The sequence below is a fragment of the Neisseria sp. HMSC064D07 genome (genome assembly GCF_001837185.1).
Taxonomy (GTDB): Bacteria; Pseudomonadota; Gammaproteobacteria; order Burkholderiales; family Neisseriaceae; genus Neisseria; species Neisseria flavescens_C.
On the sequence record NZ_KV831706.1, the window covers coordinates 57,476 to 80,036 of the forward strand.

Consider the following 22,561-nt stretch of genomic DNA (forward strand, 5'->3'; position numbering starts at 1 on the left):
ATTTTTCTGTTTGTCTGTTGTTCAGACGGCCTGAAATGGCTGAGGCCGTCTGAAAGAATGGATGGTGAGTATGTTTTTTTAAAACCTTGTGCCCAAGCTGATGTGCCAGCGGATTTTCTTGTCGTGATGGCCGTAGGCAATATCGAAGGAGAACGGCGCAACCGGGCTGAACCAGCGCACGCCCAAGCCGGTACCGTGTTTTAAGGTCATGTGTTTGAAGTTGCTCGCCGCATCGCCGACATCGTGGAAGATGGCGCCGGAGAAGCTTTTGGTAACCGGGAATTGATATTCGAGGCTGCCGACCACCAAGGCGCGTTGCGGCAGGACGGAGCCGTTGGGTCCGGCCAAGCCGATGCTGTCGAGTTCGTAACCGCGTACGGAAGTTGCGCCGCCGGTACGGAACATCAGGCTGGACGGCACTTCTTCGCCTTCGCGGGCATAAACGTAGCCTGCCTGTCCGCGTACGATGAATGTACCGAGTTTTTTGTTTTCAGGCGTGAAGAAATAGCCTGCCCGTGCCGTGGCGCGTGCCATTTGGGTGGAGGAGAGGAATTTGCCCAAAGTTGCCCCGATTTTGCCGTCGAGGTAATAGCCGTTTTGAGGGTGCAGCTCGGTTTCGATGCTTTGCCGTTTCCATGAGGCGGTCAGCATGGTGGCATGGCTTCGACCCAAATCGTAGCTGGTGTCGGGGACTTTGCGGTCTTCGGTAATGAATTCGAGGCCGAAGCGGGCATCGATATTGTTGCGGTCGCGGACATACCAAATACCGCTGGTCAGGGCGCGTTTTTCAAGGTTTTGCGTGGTCGAGCGGTTGTAGGAAACGTTGCTTGTCCAGTAGTTGCCGCGGTTGTTGCGCGGTTGGCTGATACCGGCGGCCAGCGTGGTTTCGTATTTGTCCATGTCCCAAACGATGGAACCGATATAACCTTTGTTAAAGAGGTTGTAATAGTCGTAGGCGATGCGGCCGCCGATTCCGTATTCGGAGTCGTAGCGGATACCGGTTTCCAGTTTGTGGCGTTTGACTTCGGTCACGTTGATTTTGACGGGAACGCGGTCGCCTTGCAGTTGATCGAAGTCGGCTTGTACGGACGCGCCGGAATAGTGGCCGTTTTGCTCGAGCGCCTGTTGCAGGTCGAGGATTTTGTCTAAGTCGTAAGGCGAACCGGGTTGGAAGCGCGCCATGCCGGAAACCACGCTCTCAGGGTAGCGGCGTGTGCCGGTAATTTGGAACTCGCCAAAGTAAATGGGGCGGTTGCTCTCTACGATGACGTTCAAATCGGCTTTTTGGGTATTGGGATTGATGGTGGCTTGGGTGGTAGTGAGTTTCGCCAAAGGGTATTTTTTGCGTGTTACCGCGCTGAGGACGGAGGTTTTACTTGCACTCCAGCCGTCTTGGTCGAAGTTTTCGCCAACTGGCTGTTGCCAGTTTTCCATCGCATTTTGGTAGTATTCGGCCAAGTTGTCGTCATTCAATACGTCGCCGAGGATGGCCACGCTGACGTTGTCGACTTTGGTGCGCGGGCCGGGGGTGACGTTGACGGTATAGCTCTCGCCATGATCTTGAATATTGACGTTGCTGTTGAAGTAGCCTTTGGTCCGGAGCATGGTTTCGACGTTGTCGGGCGCCTCTTCGGCGAGGAAGCCGACCTGCTCTTTATCCAGCTCTTCTTCCTGCTGCTGGGTAATCAGCGGCAGGTATTCTTCAAGCATTTCTTTGATTTCGCTGTCTTGGGTGTCGATTTTGACGGGGAATTTGGGCTTGAGTTTGCCTGTTTGGTCGTCTTTGGGCTGCTTGGGCATTTCGGATTCGGGAACAGCCTCGTAGTCTTCTGCTTTGGGAACGGAAGTATCTACTGCCAACGCGTGTCCGTAGGCGAGCGCCAATGATGCAAATAAAACAGGGTAGGTCAGTTTGGTCATGATGTGTGTTCGACAGCGACAATTCTTCAGTTTGGGGATTTTAACATTATTTCTGCAAGGTTTCAGGCTATGGTTATAAACGGAAATTTAGTGCGATAACGTTGCAAAATGCGGCTTAAGGGCGGATTTTGGTTTGTTTCTATCTGATTGTAATATTTATGTTTTTGTGTTTTGACTGATGAAGTTACCTTTGTATTCGGCCTTATGGCGCAGATTTCAGGCCGTCTGAAAGCAAGATACAGAGAAGTAAAGCAACGGTATGGGTATACTTTAAAGTAGGGTTTGAGCAGGTTTACCCGTATTTTTGGCATAAAGTGCCAACTGTGTCATAAATGCTAAACTTTAATGCTGTTTTTGTGAGGTGTGCATGAAAACCTCGCCGACAAATGATTTTTTATTTTAGAATGTAAGACTTTTTTAACATATCTTTAAATTGTGAAGGAACGGATATGGCAAGTGGCAATCCGCTTTTGAACGCGCTCAATCGCGTCAGCCTGGTGGCACAAATCGCCATCGGCTTGGTTTTAGGTATTCTTGTGGGTGCAGTTTCACCGCAAGTCGGTATCAGCGCAGGACTGCTGGGCAGCCTGTTTGTCGGTGCGCTTAAGGCTATCGCGCCGATTTTGGTATTTGTTTTGGTGACTGCCGCCATTGCGCAACACCAAAAAGGCAATCAGGCCCACATCAAACCGATTTTGATTTTGTATATTTTCGGTACGTTTGCCGCGGCTGTGGTGGCGGTTGTCGCCAGTATGGCATTCCCGACCACGCTGATTCTGCGTGCGGCAGGCGATGTGTCCGTTGCGCCGCCTTCCGGCATTGTCGAAGTGTTGAAAACGCTGCTGATGAATTTGGTGGCCAACCCGATTAACGCGCTGGCCAATGCCAACTATATCGGCATTTTGGCTTGGGCTTTGGTATTGGGCGCGGCTTTGCGCCATCACGGTTCGGATACGACCCGCCAAGTGGCGGCCGACTTGGCCGATACCGTTTCGACGGTTGTGAAATGGATTATCCGTTTTGCGCCGCTGGGTATTTTCGGCTTGGTATCTTCTACTATTGCGGAAACCGGTTTTGAAGCGCTTGCCGGTTATATGCAGCTGTTGGCCGTATTGCTCGGCTGTATGCTGTTTATCGCTTTGGTGGTCAATCCGATTATTGTGTGGACGCAAATCCGCAGCAATCCTTTCCCGCTGGTGTTTACCTGCCTGCGCGAAAGCGGCGTGTATGCCTTCTTTACCCGTTCTTCCGCCGCCAACATCCCTGTGAACATGGCATTGGCGAAAAAACTGGGTCTGCACGAAGACACTTACTCTATCTCCATTCCATTGGGTGCAACCATCAATATGGCCGGTGCGGCAATCACCATTACCGTTTTGGCGATGGCTGCGGCGCACACGCAAGGCATTACAGTTGACTTCGCCACTGCCCTGCTGCTGAGCCTGGTGGCCACCGTCAGCGCGTGCGGTGCATCCGGTGTGGCCGGCGGCTCATTGCTGCTGATTCCTTTGGCGTGCAGCCTGTTCGGTATCGATAACGATGTGGCCATGCAGGTGGTTGCTGTCGGCTTCATCATCGGCGTGATTCAAGACTCTGCAGAAACTGCGTTGAACTCTTCCACCGACGTTTTGTTTACTGCCGCTGCCGATTTAGGTCGTCAACGTAAAGAGTAATTTTTAGGGTTAACCTAAATCCAGCAAAGGCCGTCTGAAAACTTTCAGACGGCCTTTGTTTTATGCAAAGCAAAGGGATTTTTAGATGGTCAAGCCGATAGATTGGTTTGGTCGGACTGACGGTATCCGCTGTCATCAGTTGGATTTTTCCCGTAAAATACAGTCTTGAATGTATTTGAACACCTCTTTTCAGACGGCCTGACCGTCTTATCACATTTGCAAAAACAATGATTAAAAAAATATTCTCATGGTTCGAGTCCCGCATCGACCCTTATCCAGAAGCGGCTCCGAAAACGCCAGAAAAAGGGTTGTGGCGGTTTATTTGGAGCAACATTGAAGGCGTGCGCAAATGGATTGCCGTGTTGGCCGTGTTTACGGTCGGCGTCGGCATCATGGAAGCCTTGATGTTCCAATTTATGGGCAAGGTGGTCGACTGGCTCGGCACGTATACGCCGCAAACGCTTTTTGTTGAAAAAGGCCATGCTTTAATCGGCATGATGGCCATGGTGGCATTTTTTGCCGTTTGGACCTTTTTCGCGTCCAGTGTGCGCCTGCAAACCCTGCAAGGCGTGTTCCCCATGCGCCTGCGCTGGAATTTCCACCGCCTGATGCTGGGGCAGAGCCTGGGCTTTTATCAGGACGAATTTGCAGGACGCGTGTCCGCCAAAGTCATGCAGACCGCGCTGGCGCTGCGCGATGTCGTGATGACCGTTGCCGATATGGTTGTGTATGTGCTGGTGTACTTCATCACTTCCGGCGTGATTCTGTCCTCATTCGATGCCTGGCTTATCGTGCCGTTTATCTGCTGGATAATTGGATTCGCGATGATTATGCGCTTCCTGATTCCCAAACTCGGCAAAACCGCTGCGCGTCAGGCCGATGCGCGCTCGCTGATGACCGGCCGCATTACCGACGCCTACTCCAATATCGCCACCGTCAAACTCTTCTCCCACGGCGCGCGCGAGGCCGCTTATGCCAAGCAGTCGATGGAAGAGTTTATGGTAACCGTCCATGCCCAAATGCGTTTGGCAACGCTGCTGCACACTTGCAGCTTTATCGTCAACAGCTCGCTGACCGTAGGCACGACCGCCTTGGGCATTTGGCTTTGGTATCACGGCCAAGTCGGCGTGGGCGCGGTAGCCACCGCCACGGCCATGGCATTGCGTGTGAACGGTTTGTCGCAATATATCATGTGGGAATCCGCCCGGTTGTTTGAAAACATCGGTACCGTCAACGACGGCATGGCCACCCTGTCCAAACCCCACACCATCCTCGACAAACCGCAAGCCCTGCCGCTGAAAGTTACCCGAGGCGAAATCAAGTTTGATCACGTCGATTTCTCCTACGAAGCAGGCAAACCGCTCCTCAACGGCTTTAATCTGAACATCAAACCCGGCGAAAAAGTCGGCTTGATCGGCCGCAGCGGCGCGGGCAAATCCACCATCGTCAACCTGCTCCTGCGCTTTTACGAACCGCAAAGCGGCACGATTTCGATCGATGGCCAAAACGTGGACAGCGTTACCCAAGAAAGTCTGCGCGCCCAAATCGGTTTGGTGACGCAAGATACCTCCCTGCTGCACCGCTCCGTCCGCGACAACATTATCTACGGCCGTCCCGATGCGACCGAAGCCGAGATGATTTCCGCTGCGGAACGCGCCGAGGCCACAGGTTTTATTCCTAACTTAAGCGATGCCAAAGGCCGACGCGGCTATGATGCACACGTTGGCGAACGCGGCGTGAAACTTTCCGGCGGCCAGCGCCAACGCATCGCCATCGCCCGCGTTATGCTCAAAGATGCGCCGATTCTATTGCTTGACGAAGCCACCAGCGCGCTCGACTCCGAAGTCGAAGCCGCCATCCAAGAAAGCCTAGACAAAATGATGGAAGGCAAAACCGTGATTGCCATCGCCCACCGCCTCTCCACCATCGCCGCGATGGACCGCCTCATCGTCTTGGACAAAGGCCGCATCATCGAAGAAGGCAGCCACACCGAGTTGCTCGAGAAACAAGGCCTGTACGCCAAACTTTGGGCACACCAAAGCGGCGGCTTCTTGAGTGAGCATGTCGAGTGGGAAAATAATTAAACGCTTTGAAAGAAGATAAAAGGCCGTCTGAAAACATTTTCAGACGGCCTTTATTAATGAAGCAAAGGGCAGCTGGGATAACCGCTTTTTCAGTTGAAACCTTAGTTTTTTACAGCCCCAGCGACCAAGCATTTTGGTGTTCGGACAAGTCTTCCAAGCGGTTTTCGTAATGGGCGAAGATTTCTTCGATGATTTCGTCTTCGTCATCGATAACTCGGATCAGGTTCAAATCCTCTTCCAAAATCAGGTTTCTGCCCAGCAACTGCTCGCGTATCCAGTCCAACAGACCCGCCCAAAATGCTTTGCCCACTAAGATAATCGGGCGGTCAGGCGTTTTGCCGGTTTGCACCAAGGTCAGGCTTTCAAACAATTCGTCCAACGTGCCGAAACCGCCGGGCATGACGACATATGCTACGGCGTGTTTGACGAACATGACTTTGCGCGGGAAGAAGTGTTGGAATTTAATCGACAAATCCTGATACGGATTGGCTTTTTGCTCGTGCGGCAACACGATATTCAGCCCCACCGCCGGACTTGCGCCTGCAAACGCGCCTTTGTTGGCCGCTTCCATAATGCCCGGCCCGCCGCCGGAAATGACGGAAAATCCGGCATCCGACAGTTTGCGTGCCAAGCGTAATGTAAACTCGTAGTCGGGATGGTTTTCAGGCGTGCGCGCGCTGCCGTAAATGCTGACGGCTGGCTGAATGGCGCGCAATTCTTCGCCGGCTTCGACAAATTCGGAAATAATCTTCAATACATGATACGACTCGCGCGCCTGAATATCGCGGCGTGTTTCGTCGGGCAGCATGGGTTTGGGCAGTTTTTTGAGCAGGCTCACGGCTTTTCCTTTGTGTTTTTATGTACAGTATTGTAACCCGAAAGGGGCGGGCCGTCTGAAAGTTGGGTTTCGGCGGCAAGTGTGCCTGCCACATTTTCAAAAGCCCGTTACAATATCTGCTTTTATTTTTACTGCTTTGCCATGCTTGATATTATCCACCGCGACAGTCGCACCGTTGCCGTCAACAAACCTGCCGGAATGCTGGTGCACCGAAGCTGGTTAGACAAACACGAAACCCGTTTTGCCGTGCAGACCCTGCGCGACCAAATCGGGCAGCACGTCTATCCCGTCCACCGCCTCGACCGTCCGACTTCCGGCGTCTTGCTGTTTGCCCTCGATACGGAAGCCGCACGGTTATTGACGCAGCAGTTTGAAAACAAAACCATCGAAAAAACCTATTGGGCGATTGTTCGCGGTCATCTGCCTTCAGACGGCCTGATTGATTACGCCCTCAAATATATGCCCGACAAAATTGCCGAAGCGCAGACCGAAGCCACATTGCAGGAAGCGCAAACCGCCTACCGCTGTCTGGCACAAACTGAGTTGCCGTTCCAATCTGCCCTGCGTTATCCGACCTCGCGTTATTCTTGGACCGAACTCACGCCGCACACCGGCCGCAAACACCAACTCCGCCGCCATATGAAACACATTTTCCACCCCATCGTCGGCGACACCAACTACGGCGATTTGCGCCAAAACCATGCCGTTGCCGAACATATCGGCACGCAACGCTTAATGTTGCACGCGCGAAGCCTCAGTTTCCAAAGCATAGAAGACGGCAGCCGGATGACTGTACAAGCGCCGATAGACAACGACTGGCGGCTTTGGATGGAAAAATTCAAAATCGAGGCCGTCTGAAAAGCCAAACTGCACATTTTCAGACGGCCCGGTCATGGAAAAAAACAGGCAAATCCCTTACAATACGCCCCTAAAATTTTGAAAGAACACAAGAATCATGGAAGCCGAAGTAATCAACCAGCTTAACAACACCCTAAACGACTTGGAGAAGCGCAGCGAAGACATCCGTGTCTATATGGACTATCAGGGCAAGAAAGACCGATTGGAAGAAGTCATCGGCCTCTCCGAAGACCCGGAACTCTGGAACGACCCCAAACGCGCCCAAGAAATCGGCAAAGAGCGCAAAATCCTCGAAGGCATCGTGGTGGCCCTCGACAACATCGCCACAGGCATCGAAGACAACCGCATGCTGATCGAAATGACCGTCGAAGAAAACGACGAAGAAGGTTTCGCCGCCGTGCAGGAAGATGTGGCCGGTTTGGAAAAACAAATGGCCGACCTCGAATTCAAACGAATGTTCAACCAGCCTGCCGACCCGAACAACTGCTTTATCGATATCACCGCAGGTGCGGGCGGTACCGAAGCCGAAGACTGGGCAGGCATGTTGTTCCGCATGTACAGCCGCTACGCCGAGCGTAAAGGCTTCAAAATCGAAATCCTTGAGGAAGACGACGGCGAAATCGCAGGCATCAACCGCGCCACCATCCGCGTGGAAGGCGAATACGCCTACGGGCTGCTGCGCACCGAAACTGGCGTTCACCGCCTGGTACGCTATTCGCCGTTTGACTCCAACAACAAACGCCACACGTCTTTTTCATCCGTGTTTGTTTACCCCGAAATCGACGACTCCATCGAAATCGAAATCAACCCGGCCGATTTGCGTATCGACACCTACCGCGCATCCGGTGCCGGCGGTCAGCACATTAACAAAACCGACTCCGCCGTGCGTATTACCCACGAGCCGACCGGTATTGTGGTGCAATGTCAAAACGACCGCTCGCAACACGCCAACAAAGCGGCCGCGATGGAAATGTTGAAATCCAAACTGTACGAGTTGGAAATGCGCAAACGCAACGAAGAGAAACAGGCATTGGAAGAAGGCAAATCCGATGTGGGTTGGGGCAGCCAAATCCGCTCATACGTTTTGGATTCCTCACGCATCAAAGACTTGCGTACAGGCTACGAAGTCGGCAACACCAAAGCCGTATTGGACGGCGACTTGGACGGCTTTATCGAAGCCAGCCTGAAACAAGGCGTATAAACCGTAAAACATAAAATGCCGTCTGAAAGATTTCAGACGGCATTTTTCAGTTTGAAAGAAACATTATTTTGCAAATATTAAAACATGTTTTGCAAATGCAAAGATTGGCGGTAATATATAGTTTCTATAAAAATGATTGGTAGGTGCAATAGGCCGTCTGAAGCCTGATCCTGTCCGATATATTAGGAGAACTTATTAAATGTCCGGTCAAAAGCTGTCTTCTGCCGAGAAAACTTTCTTCGGCCATCCTTTGCAATTATCCACCCTATTCCATATTGAGCTGTGGGAGCGTTTTTCCTTCTACGGTATGCAGGGCATCCTGCTGATTTATCTGTATTACACCGCGAGTCAAGGCGGTTTGGGTATGGATAAAGCCTTGGCCGGCGGTATCGTTGGCGCGTACGGCGGCAGCGTTTACCTGTCCACCATTCTCGGTGCATGGTTGGCCGACCGCATTTGGGGTGCGGAGCGTACCCTGTTTATCGCCGGCATCGTCGTGATGACCGGCCATATTTTATTGGCGATTGTGCCGGGTTTGATGGGATTGCTGCTGGGCTTGGTGTTTATCGCGCTGGGCAGCGGCGGCGTGAAATCGTCTGCCGGTTCGATGGTCGGTTCTTTGTATGAACGGGAAGACCTGCGCGAATTGCGCGATGCCGGTTTCTCTATTTTCTATATTTCCATCAATATCGGCGGCTTCTTAGGCCCGTTGTTGACCGGTATTTTGCAAGACAGGATGGGTTTCCATTACGGTTTCGGCGCAGCGGCCGTCGGCATGGCATTCGGCCTGCTGTGGTATTCGCGCGGCCGTAAAAACCTGCCGCATACGCCGGTTCCCAATCCGTTGCGTCCTGAAAAGGTGCAGACCGCCATGGCTGTCGGCGTGTTGCTGGTTTTGGTGTTGGGCAGCGTGATTGCTTCCGGCGCACTCACCCTTGAAAACTTTTCCCGCTGGCTCTTGGGCGTGGTTATCGTTACCGTCGTCGCTTATTTCGCGCGCCTGCTGGGCAGCAGTCACGTTGAAGCGGCCAATAAACGCTATATTGTGGCCTATATTCCGCTGTTTTTGACCATTTGTATGTTCTGGGCGGTTTGGTTTCAGGTGTACACCGTTGCAACGGTTTATTTTGACGAAACGGTGGACCGTACTTTCTTCGGCTTTACCGTGCCTGTTTCATGGAAAGATTCGATACAGGCCATGTGGGTGGTCCTCTTTTCCGGCGTGATGGCGGCGGTGTGGACGAAAATGGGCAAGCGCCAACCTAAAACGCCGTTGAAGTTTGCGCTGGCCATGTTGGTAACCGGCGTCTCTTATTTGTGTTTCATTCCGTATATTTCATCCGGAACCCCGATGCCGATTATCGTGTTTATGCTGGTGTTGCTGGCGATTACGATAGGCGAGTTGATGCTGTCGCCGATTTCGTTGTCGTTCTCCACCAAAATCGCACCGAGCATGTTTAAAACACAAATGGTTGCGTTGAATTTCTTAGCATTGTCCATCGGCTTTACCTTGGGCGGAGTGTTGTTTAAAGACTACTACAATGCTCAGTCGCCATTGGATTTCTACTGGATGCTGGCCACCATCGGCGCAGTAACCTGCGGTATCCTGCTGGTACTTACCCCGGTATTGAATCGCATGCTCAAAGGTGTCGATTGATTTTTCTATTTAAAATAATGTGATGTACACAGGCCGTCTGAAAAGAATCAGTTTTCAGACGGCCTAATGTTTTTATTGAGGTTTGGAAAAGGGTGGTTTTCCATATTTTTGAAGTAAATCGGACAGGCAGAAAATCCGAATTAAATGATACATGATTAAACTGAAATTAAAATTGTGAAATATTAAATAAGAATAAGAATTGTTATCATAACTTTATTGAATTTATTAGGGTTTTTTTGCTGATTTGCTGATATTTACCTTTAAATGGCTTTTGAAATTCGATAAAATGGTAATCTATTTTTAAGATTTGTCTGTCAACCAGTTAGGTACGACCATGTTGGCCAGTTATTTTCCCGTCCTCGTATTCATCCTCGTCGGTCTTGCGGCCGGCGTGCTGTTTATTCTGCTCGGCACAATTTTAGGCCCGAAGCGTCACTATGCCGAAAAAGACGCGGCTTATGAATGCGGTTTTGAAGCCTTTGAAAACGCAAGGATGAAGTTCGACGTGCGCTATTACCTCGTCGCCATCCTCTTCATCCTGTTTGATTTGGAGGTCGCGTTCATGTTGCCGTGGGCAGTGGTATTTAAAGAATTGGGTACATACGGCTTCTGGTCTATGCTGGTGTTTATCGTCGTTTTGACGGTAGGCTTTGTTTACGAATGGAAAAAAGGTGCGCTGGAATGGGAATAGAAGGCGTTTTGAAAAAAGGTTTCATCACCACCAGCGCGGATACGGTGTTGAACTATATGCGTACCGGTTCATTGTGGCCGGTTACTTTCGGCTTGGCCTGCTGCGCCGTGGAAATGATGCATGCGGGTATGGCGCGTTATGACCTTGACCGTTTCGGCATCATTTTCCGTCCGTCCCCACGTCAGGCCGACCTGATGATTGTGGCAGGTACGCTGACCAACAAAATGGCGCCAGCCCTGCGCCGCGTATACGACCAGCTCGCCGAGCCGCGCTGGGTATTGTCTATGGGCTCGTGTGCCAACGGCGGCGGCTATTATCACTACTCTTATTCCGTTGTGCGCGGTGCCGACCGCGTCGTGCCGGTAGACGTTTATGTGCCGGGTTGTCCGCCGACTGCGGAAGCCCTGATCTACGGCCTGATTCAGCTCCAACAAAAAATCAAGCGCACTTCCACCATCGCGCGTGACGAGTAAGGAGAGGACGATATGGCAAGCATTCAAAACTTATACGAGACCGTCATCGGCGTGCTTGGCGATCGAGCAAGCAAAGTCATTTCAGCTTTGGGCGAGATTACCGTCGAGTGTCTGCCTGAGCACTATATTTCAGTCATGACCGCATTGCGCGACCATGAAGAGTTGCATTTCGAGCTTCTGGTTGACTTGTGCGGTGTCGATTACAGCACTTACAAAAACGAAGCATGGCAGGGCAAACGCTTCGCCGTTGTCAGTCAGCTTCTTTCTGTTAAAAACAATCAGCGCATCCGCGTGCGCGTCTGGGTTTCAGACGACGATTTCCCCGTAGTCGAATCCGTAGTCGATATTTACAACAGCGCGGATTGGTACGAACGCGAAGCCTTCGATATGTACGGCATTATGTTCAACAACCACCCGGACTTGCGCCGCATCCTGACCGATTACGGCTTTGTCGGACATCCGTTCCGCAAAGACTTCCCGATTTCCGGCTATGTGGAAATGCGTTACGACGAAGAGCAAAAACGCGTGATTTACCAACCTGTTACCATTGAGCCGCGCGAGATCACGCCGCGTATCGTCCGTGAGGAGAACTACGGTGGCCAATAAATTAAGAAACTACACCATCAACTTCGGCCCGCAACACCCTGCGGCGCACGGCGTATTGCGTATGATTTTGGAGTTGGAGGGCGAAACCATCGTCCGCGCCGACCCGCATATCGGCCTCCTGCACCGCGGTACTGAAAAACTGGCTGAAACCAAAACCTATCTGCAAGCTCTGCCTTATATGGACAGGCTGGACTACGTTTCCATGATGGTCAACGAGCAGGCGTATTGCTTGGTGGTAGAAAAACTTGCCGGAATTGATGTGCCTATCCGCGCCCAATACATCCGCGTCATGTTCGCCGAAGTAACGCGCATCCTCAATCACCTGATGGGCATCGGTTCGCACGCCTTCGACATCGGCGCGATGACCGCCATTCTCTACGCCTTCCGCGATCGCGAAGAGCTGATGGACTTGTACGAAGCCGTGTCCGGCGCGCGTATGCACGCAGCCTACTTCCGTCCCGGCGGTGTTTACCGCGACCTACCCGACTTCATGCCTAAATACGAGAGCAGCAAATTCCGTAACGCCAAAGTATTGAAGCAGCTCAACGAATCCCGTGAAGGCACCATGCTCGACTTTATCGATGCCTTCTGCGAACGTTTCCCAAAAAACATCGATACACTTGAAACCCTCCTGACCGACAACCGTATTTGGAAACAGCGTACCGTCGGCATCGGCGTTGTCACTCCTGAGCGCGCCATGCAAAAAGGCTTTACCGGCGTGATGTTGCGCGGTTCCGGCGTGGAATGGGACGTGCGTAAGACACAGCCTTACGAAGTGTACGACAAAATGGATTTCGACATCCCAGTCGGCGTCAACGGCGACTGCTACGACCGCTACCTCTGTCGCATGGAGGAAATGCGCCAATCCGTCCGCATCATCAAACAATGTTCCGAGTGGTTGCGTGTCAATCCGGGTCCGGTCATTACCACAAACCACAAATTCGCTCCGCCCAAACGTACCGAAATGAAAACAGGTATGGAAGACCTGATTCACCATTTCAAACTCTTTACCGAGGGTATGCACGTTCCCGAGGGCGAGAGCTACACCGCTGTCGAACATCCGAAAGGCGAGTTCGGCGTTTACATCATTTCAGACGGCGCAAACAAACCCTACCGCCTGAAAATCCGCGCACCCGGCTTCGCCCACCTGCAAGGCATGGACGAAATGGCAAAAGGCCACATGCTGGCCGACGTCGTTGCCATCATCGGTACGCAGGACATCGTATTCGGGGAGGTTGACCGATAATGTTATCCGCAGAATCTTTAAAACAAATTGACATCGAGTTGGCAAAATATCCTGCCGACCAACGCCGCTCCGCCATTATGGGCGCATTGCGTATTGCCCAGACTGAAAAAGGCTGGCTTGCTCCCGAGACCATCGCCTTTGTCGCAGACTATATCGGCATCTCGCCTGCACAAGCCTACGAAGTCGCTACTTTCTACAATATGTACGACCTTGAGCCTGTCGGTAAATACAAACTGACCGTTTGTACCAACCTGCCCTGCGCCCTGCGCGGCGGTATGGCGACCGGCGAATACCTCAAACAAAAACTCGGTATCGGCTACGGCGAAACCACGCCCGACGGCAAATTTACCCTTGTCGAAGGCGAATGCATGGGCGCATGCGGCGACGCTCCGGTCATGCTGGTCAACAACCACAGCATGTGCAGCTTTATGACCGAAGAAGCAATTGACAAGAAACTTGCCGAACTGAAATAAAAGGCCGTCTGAAACTTTTCGATAAGGAAGGCTTTAAATTATGAGAAAAGTTATTTTAGCTATTTCATTATTTGTTGCTACAACCAATTATGCGTTTGCAGATTTTACAGATAGTGAAGCCAACGAAATTATTTCTCAATTTTATAAGCAGTATGTTTTTGGTAACGAAGAATTAGGTGTCGATGCGCAACGTTTCGGGACATCTCGCTTTTTGAAAAAATTAGAACGTGCTTATAGTGCTGAATATGATTGTGAAGATGCTCCTTGTTATGGCACTTGGGAACTACGGACAGAAGCGCAAGATGGTGACGGCACGAGTATTTTATCTAATATCCAGCCTATTATTAAAAATAAAGGTTGGTACCGTGTGAGTTATCGAGACATGGGGCACAAAGGCGTTACTGATGTAAAAGTTGTAGAAAAAAATGGCATTATCAAATTGGATGATTATAAGCGTGTACGCTAAATAAATTTTCCGGTTACCTGAAAATAAAAAAGAAACCCTAAAAGTTAAGTTAGGCAAAACCAAAAATGGCTATTTACCAATCAGGCGTGATTTTTGACCAAGTGGATACCGCCAATCCCGATTGCTGGACATTGGACGAATACGTCAAACGTGGCGGTTATACCGCCCTGCGTAAAATCCTGTCCGAAAACATCTCGCAAACCGATGTGATTGACGAAGTCAAAACCTCTGGCTTGCGCGGTCGTGGCGGTGCGGGCTTCCCGACCGGTTTGAAATGGAGCTTTATGCCCCGTTCCTTCCCGGGCGAGAAATATGTGGTTTGCAACACCGACGAAGGCGAGCCGGGTACATTTAAAGACCGTGACATCATCATGTTCAATCCTCATGCACTGATTGAAGGCATGATTATTGCCGGTTACGCGATGGGCGCGAAAGCCGGCTACAACTACATCCACGGCGAAATTTTCGAAGGCTACCAACGTTTTGAAGTCGCTTTGGAGCAGGCGCGTGCCGCAGGCTTTTTGGGTAAAAATATTTTGGGTTCGGATTTTGAATTTGAACTCTTTGCCCACCACGGCTACGGCGCATATATTTGCGGCGAAGAAACCGCATTGCTCGAATCGTTGGAAGGCAAAAAAGGCCAACCTCGCTTTAAACCACCATTCCCTGCTTCGTTCGGCCTCTACGGCAAACCGACTACCATCAACAATACCGAAACGTTCTCCTCCGTTCCATTCATTATCCGTGACGGCGGACAGGCGTTTGCCGATAAAGGTATTCCGAATGCAGGTGGTACCAAATTATTCTGTATTTCCGGTCATGTCGAGCGTCCGGGCAACTATGAAGTGCCATTGGGTACGCCGTTTGCCGAAGTTCTGAAAATGGCGGGCGGTATGCGCGGCGGTAAAAAACTCAAGGCCGTTATTCCCGGCGGTTCGTCCGCGCCCGTGTTGCCTGCCGATATCATGATGCAGACTAATATGGACTATGACTCGATTTCCAAAGCAGGCTCGATGCTGGGTTCCGGCGCGATTATCGTCATGGACGAAGACGTGTGTATGGTGAAAGCCCTTGAGCGCCTGAGCTACTTCTACTACGACGAGTCTTGCGGCCAATGTACGCCTTGCCGAGAAGGTACGGGCTGGCTTTACCGCATCGTCCACCGCATCGTAGAAGGCAAAGGCCGCATGGAAGACTTGGATCTGCTGGATTCTGTCGGTAACCAAATGGCAGGCCGCACTATCTGCGCCCTTGCCGATGCCGCCGTCTTCCCTGTCCGCAGCTTTATCAAGCATTTCCGTGATGAGTTTGTGCATTACATCGAACACGGCGGACCGATGAAACCGAATAAGTGGTGCTAAGTTTTCAGACGGCCTCTAAAAGAATTATTTATTAAATACCCGTAACTAGGAACGAACCATGTTACAAATCGAAATCGACGGCAAACAGGTATCTGTGGAGCAGGGCGCGACGGTGATTGAAGCCGCGCACAAGCTCGGTACTTATATTCCGCATTTCTGTTACCACAAAAAACTTTCCATCGCCGCCAACTGCCGTATGTGTCTGGTGGACGTGGAAAAAGCTCCTAAACCCCTGCCCGCCTGTGCCACGCCGGTTACAGACGGCATGATTGTGCGTACGCATTCGGCAAAAGCCCGAGAGGCGCAAGAAGGCGTGATGGAGTTCCTGCTCATCAACCATCCGCTTGATTGTCCGACCTGCGACCAAGGCGGCGAATGCCAGTTGCAGGATTTGGCGATGGGCTACGGCAAAACTACCAGCCGTTATACCGAAGAAAAACGTTCTGTCGTCGGCAAAGACATGGGTCCTTTGGTTTCCGCCGAGGAAATGAGCCGTTGTATCCACTGTACCCGTTGCGTTCGTTTCACTGAAGAAATCGCCGGCGTGCAAGAAATCGCCATGGCCAACCGCGGCGAACATTCCGAGATCATGCCTTTTATCGGCAAAGCAGTGGAAACCGAATTGTCGGGCAACGTCATCGATTTGTGCCCCGTCGGCGCGCTGACCAGTAAACCGTTCCGCTTCAACGCGCGTACTTGGGAGCTGAACCGCCGCAAATCCGTTTCCGCCCATGATGCTTTGGGCAGCAACCTGATTGTGCAAACCAAAGACCATACCGTCCGCCGCGTGTTACCGTTGGAAAACGAAGCCATTAACGAATGCTGGCTGTCCGACCGCGACCGTTTCGCCTACGAAGGTCTGTATCACGAAAGTCGTCTGAGAAACCCGAAAATCAAACAGGGCGGCGAGTGGATGGACGTGGATTGGAAAACCGCGTTGGAATATGTCCGCAGCGCGATTGAATGTATCGCCAAAGACGGTAACCAAAACCAAGTCGGCATTTGGGCCAATCCGATGAATACGGTTGAAGAGCTGTATCTGGCCAAAAAACTTGCCGACGGCTTGGGTGTTAAAAACTTTGCAACCCGTTTGCGCCAACAGGACAAACGTCTTTCAGACGGCCTTAAAGGTGCGCAATGGTTGGGACAAGGCATTGAATCTTTGGCTGACAACGATGCCGTATTGGTAGTCGGCGCGAACCTGCGCAAAGAACAGCCGCTTCTGACCGCCCGCCTGCGCCGCGCCGCCAAAGACCGCATGGCTTTGAGCGTATTGGCCAGCAGTAAAGAAGAATTGTTTATGCCGCTTCTGTCTCAAGAAGCCGCACATCCCGACGAATGGGCAGGCCGTCTGAAAAACCTGTCTGCGAATGCGGAACACGCCGTTACCGCCAGCCTGAAAAACGCTGAAAAAGCAGCGGTGATTTTGGGAGCGGAAGTGCAAAACCATCCTGATTACGCCGCCATTTATGCCGCCGCGCAAGAGCTGGCAGACGCGACCGGCGCAGTGCTGGGCATTTTGCCGCAAGCCGCCAACAGCGTCGGTGCTGACGTTTTGGGCGTGAACTCGGGCGAGAGCGTTGTCGAAATGGCAAATGCGCCGAAACAGGCAGTCTTGCTGCTCAACGTCGAGCCTGAAATCGATACGGTTGACGGTGCAAAAGCCGTGGCCGCATTGAAACAGGCGAAAAGCGTGATGGCGTTTACGCCGTTTGTCAGCGAAACGCTGCTGGATGTGTGCGACGTATTGTTGCCGATTGCGCCGTTTACCGAAACCTCGGGCAGCTTCATCAATATGGAAGGCCGTCTGCAATCTTTCCACGGCGTGGTACAAGGCTTCGGCGATTCGCGTCCGATGTGGAAAGTGTTGCGCGTATTGGGCAACCTGTTTGATCTGAAAGGTTTTGAATACCACGATACCGCTGCGATTCTGAAAGATGCGCTGGATACAGAAAGCCTGCCGTCCAAACTGGACAACCGCAGCACATGGACAGGGGAGGGCGTTCAGACGGCCTCAGACCGCCTCGTCCGTGTCGGCGGCGTCGGTATTTATCACACTGATGCTATCGTGCGCCGTTCCGCACCGTTGCAAGAAACCAGCCATGCCGCCGTGCCTGCCGCGCGCGTAAATCCGAACACATTGGCACGCTTGGGCCTGCAAGACGGACAAACCGCTGTCGCCAAACAAAACGGCGCAAGCGTATCGGTTGTAGTCAAAGCCGATGCCGGTTTGCCTGAAAACGTGGTGCATCTGCCGCTGCATACCGAAAATGCCGCGCTGGGTGCGTTGATGGACACTATTGAACTGGCGGGAGCTTGATCATGCAAGAATGGTTCCAAAACCTCTTTGCCGCAACGCTCGGTCTGGGCGATTTGGGTATCACCGTAGGTTTGGTGGTATCCGTCATCGTCAAAATCGTGATTATCCTGATTCCGCTGATTCTGACCGTTGCCTACCTGACGTATTTCGAACGTAAAGTCATCGGCTTTATGCAGCTTCGCGTCGGCCCGAACGTGACCGGCCCGTGGGGTCTGATTCAGCCGTTTGCCGATGTGTTCAAACTCTTGTTTAAAGAGGTAACCCGTCCGAAGCTGTCAAACAAAGCCCTGTTCTACATCGGTCCGATTATGTCGCTAGCCCCGTCTTTTGCGGCATGGGCAGTGATTCCGTTCAACGAAGAATGGGTGCTGACCAACATCAATATCGGCCTTTTGTATATCCTGATGATTACCTCGCTGTCGGTTTACGGCGTGATCATCGCGGGCTGGGCTTCCAACTCCAAATATTCGTTCTTGGGCGCAATGCGTGCTTCCGCGCAAAGCATTTCCTACGAGATTGCCATGAGTGCCGCGTTGGTGTGCGTCGTGATGGTATCGGGCAGCATGAACTTCTCCGATATCGTTGCCGCGCAAGCCAAAGGTATTGCCGGCGGTTCGGTATTCTCTTGGAACTGGCTGCCGCTCTTCCCCATCTTCATCGTCTATCTGATTTCCGCCGTTGCCGAAACCAACCGCGCACCGTTTGACGTAGCAGAGGGCGAATCCGAAATCGTTGCCGGTCACCACGTTGAATATTCCGGCTTCGCATTCGCGCTGTTCTTCCTTGCCGAATACATTTTCATGATTCTGATTGCCGCGCTGACATCGCTGATGTTCCTCGGCGGCTGGTTGTCTCCGTTCCCGCAAAGCTGGGGCTTTATCGGTACGCCTTCCGCATTTTGGATGTTCGTGAAAATGGCGGCGGTGCTGTACTGGTACCTGTGGATCCGTGCAACTTTCCCACGCTACCGTTACGACCAAATCATGCGTTTGGGCTGGAAAGTGCTGATTCCGATCGGCTTCGCCTACATCGTGATTTTGGGCGTGTGGATGATTTCACCGCTGAATTTGTGGAAATAAGTTTCAGACGGCATCTTGAGGCCGTCTGAACAAAGTGATTTTGAATACCTAACGAAATCCCTGTTTTGAGGGAACATAATATGGCTAACTTAGTAAAAACCTTTCTGCTTGGCGAATTGGTAAAAGGCTTGGGCGTAACGCTCAAAAACTTTTTTGCCCGCAAAGACACAATTTATTTCCCCGAAGAGAAAACGCCGCAATCCGTGCGTTTCCGTGGCTTGCACGCGCAACGCCGTTATCCGAACGGCGAAGAGCGCTGTATTGCGTGTAAATTGTGTGAGGCAGTTTGTCCGGCAATGGCGATTAACATCGAATCGGAAGAACGCGAAGACGGCACCCGCCGCACCAAGCGTTACGACATCGACCTGACCAAGTGCATCTTCTGCGGTTTCTGCGAAGAGGCCTGCCCGACCGATGCGATTGTGGAAACCCATATTTTTGAATACCACGGCGAGAAAAAAGGCGACTTGCACATGACCAAGCCGATTCTTTTGGCCATTGGCGATAAATACGAAGCTGAAATCGCCAAACGCAAAGCCGCTGACGCGCCGTATCGTTAAGGAGCAGACGAATGACTTTTTCCGCGATTCTGTTCTATATCCTTGCCGCCATCGTTTTGTACGGTGCGGTTCGTACCGTTACCGCTAAAAACCCTGTTCACGCCGCTTTGCATCTGGTGCTGACCTTCTGCGTGAGCGCGATGCTTTGGATGCTGATGCAGGCCGAATTCTTGGGTGTGACGCTGGTGGTGGTTTACGTCGGCGCCGTGATGGTGTTGTTCCTGTTCGTCGTGATGATGTTGAACATCGACATTGAAGAAATGCGCGCCGGTTTCTGGCGTCATGCGCCGGTTGCCGGCGTGGTCGGCACATTGTTGGCGGTTGCCCTGATTCTGATTTTGGTCAACCCGAAAACCGACCTGGCCGCATTTGGTCTGATGAAAGACATTCCCGCCGATTACAACAATATCCGTGATTTGGGCAGCCGTATTTATACCGAATACCTGTTGCCGTTTGAATTGGCGGCGGTATTGCTGCTGTTGGGCATGGTGGCCGCGATTGCGCTGGTTCACCGTAAAACCACCAATCCGAAACGCATGGATCCTGCCGACCAAGTTAAAGTACGCGCCGATCAAGGCCGTATGCGTTTGGTGAAAATGGAAGCGGTCAAACCGCAAGTCGAATCTGCCGAAGAAAGCGAAGTTTCAGACGGCCTCAAGCCGGAAGGGGAGGGCAAAGCATGATTACCTTGACGCATTATCTGGTATTGGGTGCGCTCCTGTTCGGTATCAGCGCAATGGGTATCTTTATGAACCGCAAAAATGTGCTGGTATTGCTGATGTCGATCGAGCTGATGCTCTTGGCGGTGAACTTCAACTTTATCGCCTTCTCGCAACATTTGGGCGATACCGCCGGACAAATTTTCGTATTCTTCGTACTGACTGTTGCCGCTGCCGAATCCGCCATCGGTTTGGCGATTATGGTATTGGTGTACCGTAACAGAAAAACAATCAACGTTGCCGATTTGGATGAGTTGAAAGGGTAATCATGAACGATATGACTTTATATTTGATAATTGCCCTTGTTCCGTTGGCAGGCTCGCTGATTGCGGGTTTGTTCGGCAACAAAATCGGACGTGCCGGCGCGCATACTGTGACGATACTCGGTGTCGCTGTATCTGCCGTGCTGTCGGCTTATGTGCTGTGGGGATTCCTCAATGGCAGCCGTACCAAGTTTGACGAGAACGTTTATACCTGGCTGACAATGGGCGGCTTGGATTTCTCCGTCGGCTTCTTGGTCGATACGATGACGGCGATGATGATGGTCGTGGTAACGGGCGTGTCGTTGATGGTGCATATCTACACCATCGGCTATATGCACGATGAAAAAGTCGGCTACCAACGCTTCTTCAGCTATATTTCTTTGTTTACATTCAGCATGTTGATGCTGATTATGAGCAACAACTTCATCCAGCTCTTCTTCGGCTGGGAAGCTGTGGGCTTGGTATCGTACCTTTTGATCGGTTTCTATTTCAAACGTCCAAGTGCAACATTTGCCAACCTGAAAGCCTTTTTGATCAACCGTGTCGGCGACTTCGGCTTTTTGCTCGGTATCGGTTTGGTGCTTGCCTATTTCGGCGGCAGCTTGCGCTATCAAGATGTATTCGCTTATCTGCCTAATGTTCAGACGGCCACCATTCAATTGTTCCCCGGTGTGGAATGGTCTTTGATTACCGTAACCTGCCTGCTCCTGTTTGTGGGCGCGATGGGTAAATCGGCTCAGTTCCCGCTGCATGTCTGGCTGCCCGATTCGATGGAAGGCCCGACCCCGATTTCTGCATTGATTCACGCCGCAACCATGGTTACGGCGGGTCTGTTCATGGTGTCGCGCATGTCGCCGATTTATGAGATGAGCAGCACTGCGCTGTCTGTCATCATGGTAATCGGTGCGATTACCGCCCTGTTTATGGGTTTCTTGGGCGTGATTCAAAACGACATCAAACGTGTGGTTGCGTATTCCACCCTGTCGCAACTGGGCTACATGACCGTGGCTTTGGGCGCGTCCGCCTATTCCGTGGCGATGTTCCATGTGATGACCCACGCTTTCTTTAAAGCCTTGCTGTTCTTGGCGGCAGGCAGCGCGATTATCGGTATGCACCACGACCAAGATATGCGCCATATGGGCAACCTGAAAAAATATATGCCGGTTACTTGGCTGACTATGCTGATCGGTAACTTGTCGCTGATTGGTACGCCGTTCTTCTCCGGCTTCTATTCTAAAGATTCGATTATCGAAGCAGCGAAATACAGCACCCTGCCGGGCAGCGGCTTTGCTTATTTTGCCGTCCTTGCCAGTGTGTTTGTTACCGCGTTTTACGCGTTCCGCCAATACTTTATGGTGTTCCACGGCGAAGAGAAATGGCGCAGCCTGCCTGAGCATCATGACGATCATCATGGCGAAGAGCATCACGGCTTGGGCAAAAACGATAATCCGCACGAAAGCCCGCTGGTTGTTACCCTGCCTTTGATTTTGCTTGCCATTCCGTCCGTCATCATCGGCTATGTTGCCATCGAGCCTATGCTTTACGGCGATTTCTTCAAAGACGTGATTTTCGTCAATGCCGACGCGCATCCGACCATGCACATCATGAAGGAAGAGTTTCACGGCGCATTGGCGATGGTGTCGCACAGCCTGCATTCTCCTGTACTCTACCTTGCTATCGCAGGTGTATTGAGCGCATGGCTTTTGTACGTCAAACTGCCGCACCTGCCTGCGAAAATTGCACAGACGTTCCGTCCGATTTACGTTTTGTTTGAAAACAAATACTACCTCGACGCCCTGTATTTCAACGTTTTCGCCAAAGGCACACGCGCATTGGGCAACTTCTTCTGGAAAGTCGGCGATACCGCCATTATCGACAACGGCATCGTCAACGGCTCCGCCAAACTGGTCGGCGCGATTGCCGCGCAAGTGCGTAAAGCCCAAACCGGCTTTATCTACACCTACGCCGCCGCTATGGTATTCGGCGTATTGGTACTGCTCGGCATGACCTTCTGGGGATTGTTCCGATAAGGATGAGGCTTCAGACGGCCTTAAACCTTCAGGCCGTCTGAAA

General features: G+C 51.8%; 20 protein-coding genes. 18 read left to right on the forward strand and 2 right to left on the reverse strand.

Going from position 1 to position 22,561, the window contains the following annotated elements; genetic code table 11:
* Positions 1-78: 78 nt before the first annotated feature.
* Positions 79-1,920, reverse strand: a complete 1,842-nt coding sequence (locus tag HMPREF2608_RS09190) for an autotransporter assembly complex protein TamA (protein ID WP_070826721.1) — start codon at positions 1,918-1,920, stop codon at positions 79-81.
* A 449-nt stretch (positions 1,921-2,369) separates the two neighbouring features.
* Between HMPREF2608_RS09190 and sstT the strand changes: the two genes are divergently transcribed.
* Both sstT and HMPREF2608_RS09200 read left to right on the forward strand, forming a co-directional pair.
* Positions 2,370-3,593, forward strand: a complete 1,224-nt coding sequence (sstT, locus tag HMPREF2608_RS09195) for a serine/threonine transporter SstT (protein ID WP_070826722.1) — start codon at positions 2,370-2,372, stop codon at positions 3,591-3,593.
* Between the two features lie 227 nt (positions 3,594-3,820).
* The gene (locus tag HMPREF2608_RS09200) at positions 3,821-5,677 is read left to right on the forward strand and encodes an ABC transporter ATP-binding protein (RefSeq protein WP_070826723.1); all 1,857 of its coding nucleotides are present in this window, start codon (positions 3,821-3,823) and stop codon (positions 5,675-5,677) included.
* A 109-nt stretch (positions 5,678-5,786) separates the two neighbouring features.
* Here HMPREF2608_RS09200 and HMPREF2608_RS09205 read toward each other — a convergent pair whose 3' ends face one another.
* Positions 5,787-6,515 carry an LOG family protein gene (locus HMPREF2608_RS09205; RefSeq protein ID WP_003686578.1) on the reverse strand — a complete coding sequence of 243 codons (729 nt, stop codon included), beginning with the start codon at positions 6,513-6,515 and terminating at the stop codon, positions 5,787-5,789.
* A 141-nt stretch (positions 6,516-6,656) separates the two neighbouring features.
* Here HMPREF2608_RS09205 and truC point away from each other — a divergent pair, with 141 nt between their 5' ends.
* The 16 genes from truC to nuoL all read left to right on the forward strand — a co-directional run bounded on the left by truC (position 6,657) and on the right by nuoL (position 22,518).
* Positions 6,657-7,373: a tRNA pseudouridine(65) synthase TruC gene (gene truC, locus HMPREF2608_RS09210; protein ID WP_070826793.1), complete on the forward strand. Its 717-nt coding sequence runs from the start codon at positions 6,657-6,659 to the stop codon at positions 7,371-7,373.
* A 97-nt stretch (positions 7,374-7,470) separates the two neighbouring features.
* On the forward strand, positions 7,471-8,574 hold the full coding sequence (gene prfB / locus HMPREF2608_RS09215; RefSeq protein ID WP_070826724.1) for a peptide chain release factor 2: 1,104 nt from the start codon (positions 7,471-7,473) through the stop codon (positions 8,572-8,574).
* Positions 8,575-8,773: 199 nt separating this feature from the next.
* On the forward strand, positions 8,774-10,231 hold the full coding sequence (locus HMPREF2608_RS09220) for an oligopeptide:H+ symporter (RefSeq protein ID WP_070826725.1): 1,458 nt from the start codon (positions 8,774-8,776) through the stop codon (positions 10,229-10,231).
* A 334-nt stretch (positions 10,232-10,565) separates the two neighbouring features.
* Positions 10,566-10,922: an NADH-quinone oxidoreductase subunit A gene (locus tag HMPREF2608_RS09225; RefSeq protein ID WP_070826726.1), complete on the forward strand. Its 357-nt coding sequence runs from the start codon at positions 10,566-10,568 to the stop codon at positions 10,920-10,922.
* Positions 10,913-11,395 carry a NuoB/complex I 20 kDa subunit family protein gene (locus tag HMPREF2608_RS09230; protein ID WP_002215610.1) on the forward strand — a complete coding sequence of 161 codons (483 nt, stop codon included), beginning with the start codon at positions 10,913-10,915 and terminating at the stop codon, positions 11,393-11,395. The genes HMPREF2608_RS09225 and HMPREF2608_RS09230 overlap by 10 nt, the downstream gene beginning before the upstream one ends.
* 12 nt (positions 11,396-11,407) lie before the next feature.
* On the forward strand, positions 11,408-12,001 hold the full coding sequence (locus tag HMPREF2608_RS09235; protein WP_070826727.1) for an NADH-quinone oxidoreductase subunit C: 594 nt from the start codon (positions 11,408-11,410) through the stop codon (positions 11,999-12,001).
* Positions 11,991-13,247, forward strand: a complete 1,257-nt coding sequence (gene nuoD / locus HMPREF2608_RS09240) for an NADH dehydrogenase (quinone) subunit D (protein WP_070826728.1) — start codon at positions 11,991-11,993, stop codon at positions 13,245-13,247. Before HMPREF2608_RS09235 ends, nuoD begins: the two co-directional genes overlap by 11 nt.
* Positions 13,247-13,720, forward strand: a complete 474-nt coding sequence (gene nuoE, locus HMPREF2608_RS09245) for an NADH-quinone oxidoreductase subunit NuoE (RefSeq protein ID WP_049332996.1) — start codon at positions 13,247-13,249, stop codon at positions 13,718-13,720. Before nuoD ends, nuoE begins: the two co-directional genes overlap by 1 nt.
* A gap of 40 nt (positions 13,721-13,760) precedes the next feature.
* A complete protein-coding gene (locus HMPREF2608_RS09250) occupies positions 13,761-14,186 on the forward strand; it encodes a hypothetical protein (RefSeq protein ID WP_070826729.1) in 426 nt (141 codons plus the stop codon).
* Between the two features lie 65 nt (positions 14,187-14,251).
* The gene (nuoF, locus tag HMPREF2608_RS09255) at positions 14,252-15,547 is read left to right on the forward strand and encodes an NADH-quinone oxidoreductase subunit NuoF (RefSeq protein WP_070826731.1); all 1,296 of its coding nucleotides are present in this window, start codon (positions 14,252-14,254) and stop codon (positions 15,545-15,547) included.
* A 58-nt stretch (positions 15,548-15,605) separates the two neighbouring features.
* Complete coding sequence (nuoG, locus tag HMPREF2608_RS09260) at positions 15,606-17,867, forward strand: NADH-quinone oxidoreductase subunit NuoG (RefSeq protein WP_070826732.1); 2,262 nt, start codon at positions 15,606-15,608, stop codon at positions 17,865-17,867.
* Positions 17,868-17,869: 2 nt separating this feature from the next.
* On the forward strand, positions 17,870-18,946 hold the full coding sequence (nuoH, locus tag HMPREF2608_RS09265; RefSeq protein ID WP_002216340.1) for an NADH-quinone oxidoreductase subunit NuoH: 1,077 nt from the start codon (positions 17,870-17,872) through the stop codon (positions 18,944-18,946).
* A gap of 80 nt (positions 18,947-19,026) precedes the next feature.
* Positions 19,027-19,506 (forward strand): NADH-quinone oxidoreductase subunit NuoI, encoded by a 480-nt coding sequence (nuoI, locus tag HMPREF2608_RS09270; RefSeq protein WP_002218650.1) that lies wholly within the window; start codon positions 19,027-19,029, stop codon positions 19,504-19,506.
* 11 nt (positions 19,507-19,517) lie between these two features.
* Positions 19,518-20,189 (forward strand): NADH-quinone oxidoreductase subunit J, encoded by a 672-nt coding sequence (locus tag HMPREF2608_RS09275; protein WP_049332989.1) that lies wholly within the window; start codon positions 19,518-19,520, stop codon positions 20,187-20,189.
* Positions 20,186-20,491 carry an NADH-quinone oxidoreductase subunit NuoK gene (gene nuoK, locus HMPREF2608_RS09280; RefSeq protein ID WP_003759427.1) on the forward strand — a complete coding sequence of 102 codons (306 nt, stop codon included), beginning with the start codon at positions 20,186-20,188 and terminating at the stop codon, positions 20,489-20,491. Before HMPREF2608_RS09275 ends, nuoK begins: the two co-directional genes overlap by 4 nt.
* A gap of 2 nt (positions 20,492-20,493) precedes the next feature.
* On the forward strand, positions 20,494-22,518 hold the full coding sequence (gene nuoL, locus HMPREF2608_RS09285) for an NADH-quinone oxidoreductase subunit L (RefSeq protein WP_070826734.1): 2,025 nt from the start codon (positions 20,494-20,496) through the stop codon (positions 22,516-22,518).
* The last annotated feature ends 43 nt before the right edge of the window (positions 22,519-22,561 follow it).

Excerpts from the sequence above, each read along its gene's own strand:
- prfB (WP_070826724.1), top strand. The coding sequence starts at position 7,471 with ATGGAAGCCGAAGTAATCAACCAGCTTAACAACACCCTAAACGACTTG.
- sstT (WP_070826722.1), top strand. The coding sequence starts at position 2,370 with ATGGCAAGTGGCAATCCGCTTTTGAACGCGCTCAATCGCGTCAGCCTG.
- HMPREF2608_RS09190 (WP_070826721.1), bottom strand. The coding sequence starts at position 1,920 with ATGACCAAACTGACCTACCCTGTTTTATTTGCATCATTGGCGCTCGCC.
- HMPREF2608_RS09200 (WP_070826723.1), top strand. The coding sequence starts at position 3,821 with ATGATTAAAAAAATATTCTCATGGTTCGAGTCCCGCATCGACCCTTAT.
- HMPREF2608_RS09235 (WP_070826727.1), top strand. The coding sequence starts at position 11,408 with ATGGCAAGCATTCAAAACTTATACGAGACCGTCATCGGCGTGCTTGGC.
- nuoE (WP_049332996.1), top strand. The coding sequence starts at position 13,247 with ATGTTATCCGCAGAATCTTTAAAACAAATTGACATCGAGTTGGCAAAA.
- nuoH (WP_002216340.1), top strand. The coding sequence starts at position 17,870 with ATGCAAGAATGGTTCCAAAACCTCTTTGCCGCAACGCTCGGTCTGGGC.
- HMPREF2608_RS09275 (WP_049332989.1), top strand. The coding sequence starts at position 19,518 with ATGACTTTTTCCGCGATTCTGTTCTATATCCTTGCCGCCATCGTTTTG.
- nuoF (WP_070826731.1), top strand. The coding sequence starts at position 14,252 with ATGGCTATTTACCAATCAGGCGTGATTTTTGACCAAGTGGATACCGCC.
- HMPREF2608_RS09230 (WP_002215610.1), top strand. The coding sequence starts at position 10,913 with ATGGGAATAGAAGGCGTTTTGAAAAAAGGTTTCATCACCACCAGCGCG.
- nuoK (WP_003759427.1), top strand. The coding sequence starts at position 20,186 with ATGATTACCTTGACGCATTATCTGGTATTGGGTGCGCTCCTGTTCGGT.
- truC (WP_070826793.1), top strand. The coding sequence starts at position 6,657 with ATGCTTGATATTATCCACCGCGACAGTCGCACCGTTGCCGTCAACAAA.
- nuoI (WP_002218650.1), top strand. The coding sequence starts at position 19,027 with ATGGCTAACTTAGTAAAAACCTTTCTGCTTGGCGAATTGGTAAAAGGC.
- HMPREF2608_RS09225 (WP_070826726.1), top strand. The coding sequence starts at position 10,566 with ATGTTGGCCAGTTATTTTCCCGTCCTCGTATTCATCCTCGTCGGTCTT.
- HMPREF2608_RS09220 (WP_070826725.1), top strand. The coding sequence starts at position 8,774 with ATGTCCGGTCAAAAGCTGTCTTCTGCCGAGAAAACTTTCTTCGGCCAT.
- nuoG (WP_070826732.1), top strand. The coding sequence starts at position 15,606 with ATGTTACAAATCGAAATCGACGGCAAACAGGTATCTGTGGAGCAGGGC.
- nuoL (WP_070826734.1), top strand. The coding sequence starts at position 20,494 with ATGAACGATATGACTTTATATTTGATAATTGCCCTTGTTCCGTTGGCA.
- HMPREF2608_RS09250 (WP_070826729.1), top strand. The coding sequence starts at position 13,761 with ATGAGAAAAGTTATTTTAGCTATTTCATTATTTGTTGCTACAACCAAT.